Raw genomic sequence first — 12,424 nt, forward strand, 5'->3', positions numbered from 1 at the left:
CGTGACGGCACCGGCCGGTCGCGGCCGCAGCCTGCGGCACGCGGCGGCCAGCCGATCCCGAGACGCTGATCGCTTTTCAAACCCACTTAGACGTCGACCTATCCCCAATCATTTCCCCTCAGGAGATCTTTCATGCGTCATCTGATCATGTTTGCCACTGCAACCGCCATCACCCTGTCGGGCGTGTCTCTGAGCCAGGCACAGCCACAGCCCAGAGCGACCGACGGCTGTCCGCGGGGCGAACAATCCTGCGCCCGGCCAGACGATGCCCGGGCGCCCGAGCGGCGCGGCAATGAACGAGAGCAGCGTCCTGCACCACAGGCGAACCCGGCGCGACAGGACAATCGCCCCGCCCCGCAGGCGACCCCGCACAGGCAAGACACCCGTCCGGCGCCACAGGCCGCTCCCCGCCGGCAGGATAACCGTCCACTGCCCCAGGCCGGCGCCATCGCCCAGAATGGGCAGCCGTTCCAGCGTGCCCCGGGAAGCCGCTTCAACGCCCCGCCGCGCGGCCAGGAGTACCGGATCGTGAACGAGCATCTGGTGCTGGTCGACAGCAGGACACAGCGTATCGTGACCGTTCTCGGTCTGCTGAATAGCTTGATGCGCTAGATCGGATTTCTGGAAGAGCGCTTCTGATAGGCACCTCCGGCACATTCGCAGAGACGAGTGTGCCGTCCTGCATGCCCGAGATGCCCGATTGCGGGGTGCCGGGTGGTGGTGACGAGGTCTCAACCGACCCAACAATGACAGCCGCCCGCCCGAGCATCTGCGGGGCGAAGGACCAGGAACCCAGACCATGAGTAAAACCAGCCTTGTAACCGGCGCCGTCATGGCGGCCGCCATGCTCACCACCCTTTCGGCGGCTGCCCAAGGCCCGGGACAAATGCCGCCCAAGCAGGTTGGCGTGGTCGAAGTCACCAGCCAGGAGGTTCCGCGACGGGTGACCCTCCCCGGTCGGGCAGTTGCCGCCTCCGAAACGGCGATCCGCCCCCGCGTGGGCGGCATCATCACCGAGATCCTGTATCGACCCGGCCAGCCGATCGAGGCGGGCACGGCAATGTTTCGCATCGAAGACCGAACCTATCAGGCCAACCTGGCCATTGCACAGGCGGAAGTCACCTCGGCCCGGGCGCAGGTCACGCAAGCGCAATCCTCGTTTGACCGCACCGAACAGCTGCAGGGATCAGGAACGACCCAGTCACAGGTCGAAGAAGCACGGGCCACGCTGGATCAGGCGCTGGCGGCTCAGCAATCGGCGGAGGCCGACCTGACCCTGGCGGAGGCCGATCTGGAATGGACCACCGTGACCAGTCCGATCTCGGGCATTGCCAGCGTCTCGGACGTGTCGGTCGGCGACTTGGTGACCGCAGGGCAATCGGATGCGATGGCGACGGTCACCCAGCTGGATCCGATCGAGGTCGACATGTATGAGCCCTCCTCGCGAATTCTCAGTGTGCTGGACGACATCAACGACGGCAGCCTGCGCATGAATGACCAGCTGAACGCGACGTTGACGCTGGAAAACGGTCGCGAATATCAGGCGGTGGGCAAACTGGTGGCGCCGGGGGTGACGGTCTCGACCTCCACGGGGTCGATCGACACCCGGTTCCGGTTCGATAATCCCGACAATCTGCTGCTGCCGGGCATGTTCCTGCGCGGTCAGATCGAGCTGGGAATGACATCGGCCATCCTGGTGTCACAATCGGCAGCCAGTCGGGACAAGATCGGCACTCTTTCAGCCTGGGTCGTCGTGGATGGTACGATTGCGCAACGTCAGCTGACCGAGGAAGGCACCTATCAGCACCAGTGGATCGTCACCGGGGGGCTGGAAGATGGCGACATGCTGGTGGTCGACGGGCTGGCAGGTCTGGCCGATGGGATGGACGTGATCAGTGTTCCGGTCTCTTTCGATGACACGGGTGTGGTGCGCGAAGCGGAGCCTGCAGGGGGCGCAGCTGCAGGCGTCCCTCCTACTGGAGCACAGGCCGGAGGGGCAGCAGCACCTGCCTCGGACGCGCCTGCCGACAATGCAACCCCCGGGGGGACGCCGACCGGGGCGCCCGCCGACGCGCCCGCGACGGAGTAACCCACCATGGCCCGTTTCTTCATTCATCGCCCGGTCTTTGCCTGGGTGATCGCCATCGTGACCATGCTTGTCGGTGCGCTTGGCTTGAACAGCCTTGCCATCGAGCAATATCCCCAGATCGCACCGACCACGGTCAACGTCAGTGCATCCTATAACGGCGCCTCGGCGGAAATCGTGGAGACTTCGGTGACCACGGTGATCGAGGATGCGATGACCGGTCTGGACGGGCTGATCTACATGACCTCGAACTCGACGCCGGGATCGGCCTCGGTCTCGCTGACCTTCGACGACACGGTGGATGCCGACATCGCGCAGGTGCAGGTGCAGAACAACGTGCAACTGGTCACCTCACAACTGCCCGACGTTGTCCAGCAGCAGGGTGTGCAGGTGTCGCGTTCGACCAGCTCCATTCTTCTGATCGGTGCCCTCACCTCTCCGGACGACAGCTATTCCACGGTCCAACTGGGTGATCTGTTTGCCCAGCTGATCGAGGAACCCGTCAAACGCACCCCTGGCGTCGGCTCGATCAACGCCTTCGGATCGGGCTATGCAATGCGGATCTGGATGGATCCGATGAAGATGACCCAGTACCAGGTCACCCCCGCCGATGTGACGGCAGCGGTCGAGGCACAAAATACCAACGTCACAGTTGGCGATCTGGGCGCGCAACCTGCGGCCGAAGGCCAGCGGCTAACGGTGTCGATCTCGGCGCAATCGCAGCTCACAACGGTAGATGAATTCGAAAGCATCTTGCTGCGTGTCGACGCCGACGGTTCCACGGTCTTTCTGGGCGACGTGGCCCGGATCGAGATCGGCCAGGAAAGCTATGGCGGCGCCGCGCGCTACAATGGAAACGCAGCGGCAGGCTTCTCGGTGAACCTGGCCACGGGGGCCAATGCGGTCGACACAGCCGAGGCGGTGCGCGAGACGATCGCCAGCATCGTGAACGCCCTGCCTGCCGGGGTCGACATGGTCTACCCCTATGACACGTCGCCTTTCGTCGAGGAATCCATCTCTCAAGTCTATCACACCCTGGCCGAGGCCGTGGTGCTGGTGTTCCTGGTGATCCTGATCTTCCTGCAAAGCTGGCGGGCGACGATCATCCCGGTCGTGGCGATCCCTGTCGTGCTTCTCGGCACTTTTGCGGTGCTGGCGGTCGCGGGCTATACGATCAACACGCTGACTATGTTCGCCCTCGTTCTGGCCATCGGCCTGCTGGTCGACGACGCCATCGTCGTGGTGGAAAACGTCGAGCGGGTGATGGAGGAAGAGGGCTTAGGCCCCGTCGAGGCCACCGAGAAGAGCATGGGCGAGATCACCTCAGCCCTGATCGGCATCGTGCTGGTGCTGGTTGCCGTCTTCCTTCCGATGGCCTTCATGAGCGGGGCAACCGGGGTGATCTACCGGCAATTCTCGGTCACCATCATCACCGCGATGGTGCTGTCCCTGGGCGTCGCCGTCATCCTGACGCCCGCCATGTGTGCCAGCCTTCTCAGGCCGCGCAAGCACGGCCAAGGCGGCATCGCGCCGGCGCGCTGGTTCAACCGCAATCTGGACCGGGTCAACACCGGCTATGTCGCCGTGGTCACCCGGATGGTCAAGCGTCCGCTGCGCATGCTGCTGGTGCTGGTCGTCATCGGCTTCGGTGTTCTGACCCTGTTCGACCGCCTGCCGGGATCCTTCCTGCCCAATGAAGACCAGGGCGTGGCGATGATCATCATCCAGGGCCCCGATGGATCGACCACTCAGCAAACCCAGGCTCTGGTCGAAAAAGTGGAAGATTACATGCTGACGCAGGAGTCCGAAACGGTCGAATCGGTCTTTGCCGCGCTTGGCTTCAGCTTCGGCGGGACCAGCCAAAGCAATGCCATGGTTTTCGTCAAGCTGCGCGATTACGACGACCGCGAGGGTCTGGACGTCGCCGCGCTGGTGGGCCGCGCGAACGGCCATTTCTTCACCACCAACCGGCAGGGCAACATCTTCGTGCTGCAGCCGCCGGCCATCCAGGGCATGGGCACCTCGGAAGGCTTCACCATGTATCTGGTCGATCAGGGCGGCGCGGGACAAGAGGAGTTGGCCGCGGCCGCAGACCAGCTTGTGGCCACCGCTCAAGCCGATGGTCGGGTGACCGGGCTGCGTGGCAACGAGGCCGCGACCCAGACAGCCCTGCAGCTGGACATCGACCAGCAGAAGGCTGCCGCCTTCGGCCTGTCCATCGACGAGGTCAACGCCATGTTGTCGGTGATCTTCGCCGGGCGCGACGTGAACGACTTTGCCCTGGGCACCGACCTGCGCCCGGTGATCGTGCAGGGCGAGGCCGAGACCCGGTCCCAGCCCGAGGATATCAACCGATGGTATGCCCGCAACGATCAGGGCGAGATGGTGTCCTTTGGCGCCTTCTCCAGCCAGAGTTGGCAACAAGAGCCACAGGCCGTTGCCCGCTATGGCGGAACAGGGGCGATGGAGTTGAGCGGCTCTGCCGCAGCGGGTGTGTCCTCCGGGGCAGCCATGGACGCCATGGAAGAAATGGTGGGCGAGCTGGACGGTGGTTATGGCACCGCCTGGACAGGCCTGTCCTATCAGGAGCGCCTGTCGGGCAGCCAGGCCCCGCTGCTGTTCTCGCTGTCGGCGCTGGTCGTGTTTCTTGCCTTGGCGGCGCTCTACGAAAGCTGGGCCGTGCCGCTGGCAGTCATGCTCACCGTGCCGGTGGGGGTCTTGGGGGCACTCGCGGCCGCGCTGTGGTTCGGGCAGCTGAACGACGTCTACTTCAAGGTGGGCTTGCTGACGACGATCGGGCTTGCGGCCCGCAACGCCATCCTGATCGTCGAATTCGCCCAGGCACAGGTCCACGACGGAAAATCAGTCGTCGAGGCCGCCCTGATCGCGGCCCGCCAGCGGCTGCGCCCGATCCTGATGACCGCCTTCTCGTTCATGCTGGGGGTGATGCCACTGGCCATCGCAACCGGCGCCGGGGCCGGGGCCCAGAACTCGATTGGCATCGGTGTGCTGGGAGGCATGACCTTGTCGGTCGTCGTCGGCATCTTTCTGGTGCCCGCATTTTATGTTGCCGTTCTGAAGCTGCGCGCACTGCTGACACGAAAGGAAATGAACTCGTGACCTTCCTCTATTCTCCCCGAGGCGTCTTGTCGCTGACCGCCCTCATGATGATCACAGCCTGCGCGGCTGTAGGGCCGAACCCGTCCGACCTGCCAGAGACCCGTGTTCAGGCCGCTTTTGACGAAGGGGCCTCCGGCACGGTCGGTGTGGTGGGCGCCAATGCCTTCTGGTCGGGCTATCAGGATCGTACTCTGTCCCGGCTGATCGCAGGTGGCCTGGAGACCAGCCTCGACATCATTCAAGCCAATGAACGCATCCGCGCTGCCGCCGCCGACTTGCAGGGAACCCAACCTCTCGCCGCCCAGATCACCGGCGACTCCGCCTCTGCAAGTCGTGTGCGATCAGGAGGGGAAGACCAGGCCACCGGCTACACGAGCAACTCCAGCCTATCGGCCGGCTTCGTCTTCGACTTGTTCGGCGGCGCCCGGCGGGCACGTGAAGGTGCCAGTGCGGCCTATGCCTCGGCTGAGGCGGAAGTGCAGGTCACGCGACTGGCTTGGCTGGCCGAAGTCATCAACGCCTATTCCGACGCCCGCTTTAATCAACAGGCCCTGGCTCTGACGCGTGAAACGATCCGCGCCAGGGAAGGCACCTTGGAGGTGACGCGCAACATGCTGTCCCTGGGTCTGGCGACCGATTACGACATCGCCCAAACGGAGGCGCTGCTCCAAACAGCACAGGCTGATCTGCCCAGCTACGAGGCGCAGTTCAATGCCCAGGTCTATCGCCTGTCCACCCTGCTGAACCTTCAGGCCGGACCGCTGATGGCGCAGATGCAGGCCGGATCGGGGGCGTTGCGCATCCCGCCGGGTCCCGGCACCGGCGTGCCCGCCGATCTGCTGCGCAACCGCCCCGATGTTCGCGCAGCCCAGCAGGATCTGGCACAGGCCCTGGCCGAGGTCGGTGTGGCCACAGCGGACATGCTGCCCTCGCTGTCGCTGTCGGGCACGGTCAGTGACTCCGGCGGTACGCAGGGCTGGAGCTTTGGCCCACGCCTGTCCTTGCCGGTGGCGGGGCAGGGCGTGCTGGCCGCGACCCGCACCCGCCGCCTGTCCGAGGCGCGGTCCGCCGATCTGGCATGGCGCGCGTCTGTCGCGGCAGCGGTTGAGGACGTGCAGACCAGCCAGTCGAACCTGCGCCGGTTGCGCCAGCGAGTCACCGCGCTGGACGAGGCCGCAACCTCCTATGACCGGGCCTATGATCTGGCGAGGACCAACTTCGAGGCTGGCGCTCTCCCCTTGGTCGACCTGCTCGATGCCGACCGCCAGCGGGCATCGGCACGGTTGCAGGCCGCCTCGGCGCGCAATGATGCGGCCGCCGAATGGGCAGCGCTGCAGATCGCCACGGGCGCGGGCGCAGCGGTCGCGCGCATCGCCGACTGACATTCTTGCGCGATTGACCGGCCATCATCCCCCGGTCTGAAACACCAGATTTTTTTGGAACACATGCTCCTGCATAGGGGTAGGAGAGACGCAGTGAGATATATATCCAAGGCAGCGACCCGCGCAGGTCTGCTGATCATCGTCGCGGGATTTCTGTCGGCCTGTTCCCCGGCCGGCTCCGGCCCGAACAGGACGCAAGTCCTGAGCGGCGCCGTCGAAAACGGTGGGAACGCTCACATCATTCACGTCAATAACCACGTCACCCGAGCAACGGCTGTCGCCACGGGTTACGGGTTTTCGAATGATTTTCGCAATGTCGGCACACTGGGTGCGGATCAGATCCGCGCCGGCGACATGCTGGGGCTCTCCATCTGGGAGAACGTCGACCAAGGTGTGCTGACCTCGGCAGGAGCACGGTCATCGGCGTTGACCCAGGTTCAGGTCGACAGTGATGGATATGTGTTCGTTCCCTATGCCGGCCGTCTTCTCGCGGCTGGCAAGACCCCAGACCAATTTCGTGACCTTGTCACCCAACGTCTCGGCGCCCAAACGCCCGACCCTCAGGTCACTGTTCAGCGCGTCGCCGGCGATGGGGCCACGGTATCGGTCATGGGTCGGGTCGGGGGCCAAGGTGTCTATCCGATCGAGCGGCCGACGCGGACGCTTTCCACGATGCTCGCCCGCGCGGGGGGCGTGATCGTCGAACCGGACGTGGCGACTGTCACCGTGAAACGCGGTGCTGACAGCGGCAAGATCTGGCTCGAAGACCTTTATGGAAGCCCTGACAATGACATCGTACTTCAGGCGGGCGACCTTATTGTCGTCGACGAAGATGTCCGCAGCTTCATCGCGCTCGGCGCAGTCGGGGGTCAGACCCGGGTTCCTCTCGGAAACAAGGTGATCAGCGCTCTCGAAGCCGTTGCAATGGTGGGTGGCCTTGATTCGGAGCTTGCCGATCCGGCCGGTGTCTTCATCCTGCGCAATGAACCTCAAGCGGTTGCTGGCCGGGTTCTGGGAAAGCCGATCACCGGAAGTCAGCGTTTCGTCTACCTTCTCGATCTGACACGCCCGAACGGCCTGTTTCTGGCCCGGAACTTCGGCATCCGCGACGATGACATTGTCTATGTCACCAACGCTGCCCAGTGGCAGAGGCCCCTCGGCGCATTGATCGGAGCAGCCTCCACGATCTCGTCGTTGAGTGACTGAGGACGTCATGGCAGTTCGGATATCGACAAGACATGCGGCGGCGGAGGCTCATGTGCACCGAAAGCTTGCTGAAATATTGGCGCCAATCATCCCGAAGTGCCCAGGACTTGAGGCCTTTCGGTTGTCTCAAGAACCCTGATGCGGCGAGGTGCTGGTTCGGAGGAGCAGGGCCCGACCCGCGTCATGGGGATTGCGCAGAAGGCTCAAAGCGCGGTGGAGAAGGCGGGTCAGGCTATGAATATGTCAGATCGCCTAAAATCACGTTTCTCCAAAGATGCACGCGTCAAACGGGGCAGTGACGATAATGGCGGCCTTTACTCATTCGAGCGCTTTCGTGGATCAAACTTTCGCGGCGTAAAACGGCGGTTTTTACCCATTTTTCGCGCGTGGTGCGCTTACAGATTGGAGGCTCTTATCCAATGACTGCGACCTTACGAGAACGCCGGCGGCTCCAGACCATCCGAGAAATCCAGCTGGCCGCGCTTCGATTATGCTTGAGCGTTGGTTATGCCAACGTGACGACAGATTTGATTGCTGCGGAGGCGGGCATAAGTCCACGCACCTTCTTTAACTATTACCCGAATAAGCAGGCGGCAATCCTCGGTGAAACCCCGGAACTGGGTTGCGTCTGTATCAGGTGGCCGCGTCTCTTAGACGGGTCTCTGACCACTGATCTTGCGCGCCTTGTCGGCTCAATCTTGGGGCAAATGCACCTCGACAGGGACGTCGTGTGCATGGTCGAGGAGATCTGCCATGACACGCCAGAGCTGTCAGCGCTCATTGATAATTCGATGAACACTATCGCGCTCATTATCGGTCAGCTTCTGGAACAAAGGCTCGGTCCGGAGCGCCGATCTGAGGCGATGCTGGTCGCACAGCTGACAACGGGCGCGCTTTCAAGGTCAATTCGGGTATGGGCTGCCGACGAAGCGATGACCCTGAAAGATATTTCGCAGATGGTTGAGCATATGCTCGCTCACGTCGGAGATTTGCTGCGGTAACTGAACGCCTGTATTTACAGCGTTTATGCCGATCCTGAGAGGCCGCACCCTCGACATAATCGCGCCTTGGGGCGCGTTAGCGGGCAGACGTAAAAGCTGCTCTTTGTGTGTGCTTATCTGAACCCATTAATATTATTCTGCCCCCGGGCAGACAATCACGGATGCTGATTGTGGCAAATAACCCGTAGAAGGCGGTTTTGATTGTGCTCAGAAAGATTTTCTACGTTCTGGATCTTGTCGCTATCATTCTTTTTGTTGCGCACATCGCGTATCGTCCGCCGTCGCTCCAAGGAAGAACGTCAAGCCAGGCCGTCGAGGCCTCGGATATAACCGCGCTCGGCCAGTTGGCGGTCGTTCCCCCGGGGACCGACAACCAGATGTCCGGCGTGCTGTCGTTGATCGAAGGACCCGATGCTTTTGCATCCCGCATTGCGCTGATCCGTTCGGCTCAGGTCGCACTAGATGTCCAATATTATATCTGGGAGCGCGATGCGACCGGGCTCATATTGCTTGATGAGCTTCGACGCGCCGCGCAGCGGGGTGTCCGCGTCCGGCTCCTCCTCGACGATAACGGAGTTCCTGATCTGGAGTCCGATCTTGCAGCACTCGACGCCTTGCCCCTGGTCGAGGTCCGGCTCTTCAACCCATTTATCTTTCGGAGTGTGAAGCAGCTAGGTTATGCCTTCGACTTTTTCCGATTGAACCGACGCATGCATAATAAGTCTCTCACAGCAGATGGCGCAGTCAGCGTGCTGGGCGGCCGGAATGTGGGTGACATATATTTCGGCTTCGGCGACGGTATACACTATCTCGACACGGATGTGCTTGTCACCGGCAGGGCGGCCGCGGCTGTCGGAGAAGACTTCGACCGCTACTGGTCGAGCCTCTCGGCGCATCCGGCCGACCGTATTCTTCCGGCTGCGTCGGTTAAAGCACTGGAACAATTAAATGTCGATGCCGAGGCCGCAGCAAGCTCAATTGAAGGAAAGCTATACGCTGAACACCTCCGAAGCTCGGATATCGCGAAAGGAATAGCTGCGGGACGATTGGACCTTGTCTGGGCCAAGGTGACCCTTGTCTCAGACGACCCGGCAAAAGGAATGGGAAAGGCACGTGCGGGGAGCTTGTTGTTTCCTCAGCTCGTGGCTCTCCTTGATCACCCTGTAAATTCAATCGATCTCGTTTCCGCCTATTTTGTTCCGGGTAAACAGTTTACCGAAACGCTGGCGGATCTCGCCTCGAACGGAACTCGAATACGGATCCTGACAAACTCTCAAAATGCGACGGATGTCACGGTCGTTCATAGTGCTTACGTTAAGTATCGCCCTGAACTCCTGAGGGCGGGTGTGGAGTTGTTTGAACTAAAATCGTCTGTCACCGCCTATGCCGAACCAGATACAGTGCTGCCGCTCGCATCGTCGGGTGCCAGCTTGCATTCAAAAACTCTCGTCGTGGACGAAGAAACCGTCTTCATAGGATCGTTCAACTTTGACCCAAGATCGCTGTTTCTGAATACGGAAATGGGAGTCCTTATCGAGGATGATACGGTCGCAAACGAGTTGACAGTCATTTTTGCAAGGACATCGGCAACGGCGAGCTATCGCCCACAGTTGATTGCCGACGGGTCTTTGGTCTGGGACGCGCTGACCGCTGCGGGGCAATGGGTCCGTTATCATAAGGAGCCGGGCACGACTTCCACCTCCCGGGCACTTGTGCTTGCCATGGGCTTGCTACCGATCGAATGGCTCCTCTGATCACTCTGCTCCTGTGAATGTTTGACCCAATCCAAGCCGTATGCCGTGAGCGTTGCAATCTTGCGGTTGTCAGGGGGCAGGTCAGCGCCTCAGAGCAAAGTTCGTTCACAAAAAACTGGATATGAGAAAACGTATGTAACGTCCCAGACCAACGCGAGACATGCGACAGGCTTAAGTTTCTTGGGTACACGATGGCCTTGAAGGACACAGAGATGAGAAATCACTCCTTAAAACTTGGAAGTCTGGCAGCTGCTCTTGTAACTGCAACTTCGTTACTTGCGATGCCCACCGTTTCCCACAGTGCTCCGGCTGGTTTTGGTCACGCGGACGAACCGCCGGGTGAACATCGCACCGGGCCGCGCAGCGACCGACGTGCCCAGGGCGTGGCCGGCGTCGAACGTCACTTCGATCGTCCCGGCGTACGGTCAGACCGCCCAGGGGTGCCGATGGGATTTGAGATCGCCGCGAGGCTTTCGGCCCTTGAGGTTTATGTGGGGATCAGAAGTGATCAGGAAGACGCGTGGCGGCGCTACACGTCATCGTTGATTGGTCTTTTCGACAGTCCGATGCCCATGCCGCCCGAGGGTGGGCCGGCACGTGGCGAGAACCAAGAAGATCCGCAACAGGGTGAGAACGCGCCTACGACCCCACCACTGCTTTCAGAGCGGTTGGCAAATGATGTCATCGCGCGTGGAGAAACGGCACGCGATCTTCAGGAAGCCATCGCCGAGCTGCGCACCACACTTGATAGCGCACAGCTCACTCGGCTTGCTGCGATAGAGCCCTCTCTCGTGGCACTGCCCGGCCCTGGCGGGCCAGACCACCCACGGATAAAGGGGCCTGGCGCTGACAGTATGGATAGGGATGATCGCGGCCCACGCCCAACGCCGCCATCTCCCTCGGATCGGTAACTTCCAAGGGTTCGGGGGGATGCATTTTCGGAAACCACGTCTTTAAATGTCAGCCTTGTTTAGTTAAGTTCCAAGCTGAATTTTTCGCCTGCCATGAGTGCAGAACCGGTGAGGTCTATCTCGTCCAGCGTTACGGCCGATGGCCAAACAACGGACGAGATAGATCCGTTCCAGCCAGATTATTTAGCCAATAAGCCGCAATTTGTTGTGGGCTTATTTTTACTTAAGTTAGTAAAAAGTTAAGGATATATTCTCAGTTTTTTTTGAACCCTGCAGTTTGCAAGTTGATGCCCCCCGGGCTTTCAGTTCTTCAGAAAGGCGTGTCCAGGATGCTATCAGGTCCGCAAATTGGCGATACCACCAGAGCAGAAATTACCCGTGATATGACCGATAATATGCTTTCGATACTCAATAGATTTCGAGGCGTTGGAATTCTTGCGCTTGAAATTCGCGGCGACAAACTATTTGTGCTAAACCCTTTGACCAAAAAATACGAAGTCGTCAGCATGGTCCAGGTCCCCCCCTCGTCAGATCGCTAGACGGGTGTACTGTCCCAAAGCAAAGGGATCGGCCAAGATATCGACATCATCTTGGCTATATGCCCGGCGGATAGTAGGCAGAATATGTCCTACAGCTTCGGCGCTGATCACCTTTGATGGTAAGATGCTGGTAGCATCTAGCCCGCACGCCCCTTCAAGGCCACGGAGGATGTATACTCTAATCTATTAAGTATTTCTAAATACCTCGGGCATTACACCACCTTGACTAACACATGGCACGCTGACTGTTTCGACGCGTTCAGTCGAAGGTTACTCGCCCACGCGTCACCCTGGCCTAACTAGTGTATTTGCGATGGATAGCGGGCACTATCAACGAGTGCAGTGTGCTAAGGGCAGACGCCTTCACCGAGTCTATATAGATGTCGGCAACAATCGAATAAGATAAAAATATTTTTGGGATATTA

Annotated in this window: 7 protein-coding genes; all 7 read left to right on the top strand. The window is 60.7% G+C overall.

The window, feature by feature from the left end; genetic code table 11:
• The first annotated feature begins 132 nt into the window (after positions 1-132).
• The 7 genes from E4191_RS16820 (at position 133) to E4191_RS16850 (ending at position 10,549) form a co-directional block, all read left to right on the top strand.
• Positions 133-612: a hypothetical protein gene (locus E4191_RS16820; protein ID WP_139615643.1), complete on the top strand. Its 480-nt coding sequence runs from the start codon at positions 133-135 to the stop codon at positions 610-612.
• Between the two features lie 187 nt (positions 613-799).
• On the top strand, positions 800-2,089 hold the full coding sequence (locus E4191_RS16825) for an efflux RND transporter periplasmic adaptor subunit (protein ID WP_139615644.1): 1,290 nt from the start codon (positions 800-802) through the stop codon (positions 2,087-2,089).
• A gap of 6 nt (positions 2,090-2,095) precedes the next feature.
• Complete coding sequence (locus tag E4191_RS16830; RefSeq protein ID WP_139615645.1) at positions 2,096-5,206, top strand: efflux RND transporter permease subunit; 3,111 nt, start codon at positions 2,096-2,098, stop codon at positions 5,204-5,206.
• Between the two features lie 44 nt (positions 5,207-5,250).
• Positions 5,251-6,588: an efflux transporter outer membrane subunit gene (locus E4191_RS16835; protein ID WP_228461811.1), complete on the top strand. Its 1,338-nt coding sequence runs from the start codon at positions 5,251-5,253 to the stop codon at positions 6,586-6,588.
• A gap of 93 nt (positions 6,589-6,681) precedes the next feature.
• The gene (locus E4191_RS16840; RefSeq protein ID WP_228461813.1) at positions 6,682-7,794 is read left to right on the top strand and encodes a polysaccharide biosynthesis/export family protein; all 1,113 of its coding nucleotides are present in this window, start codon (positions 6,682-6,684) and stop codon (positions 7,792-7,794) included.
• A 419-nt stretch (positions 7,795-8,213) separates the two neighbouring features.
• Entirely contained in the window at positions 8,214-8,795 is a 582-nt protein-coding gene (locus E4191_RS16845) for a TetR/AcrR family transcriptional regulator (RefSeq protein WP_139615647.1), read from the top strand.
• A gap of 203 nt (positions 8,796-8,998) precedes the next feature.
• Complete coding sequence (locus E4191_RS16850) at positions 8,999-10,549, top strand: phospholipase D-like domain-containing protein (protein WP_228461824.1); 1,551 nt, start codon at positions 8,999-9,001, stop codon at positions 10,547-10,549.
• Positions 10,550-12,424: the final 1,875 nt, after the last annotated feature.

This window comes from Paracoccus liaowanqingii, from assembly GCF_004683865.2.
Classification (GTDB): Bacteria; Pseudomonadota; Alphaproteobacteria; order Rhodobacterales; family Rhodobacteraceae; genus Paracoccus; species Paracoccus liaowanqingii.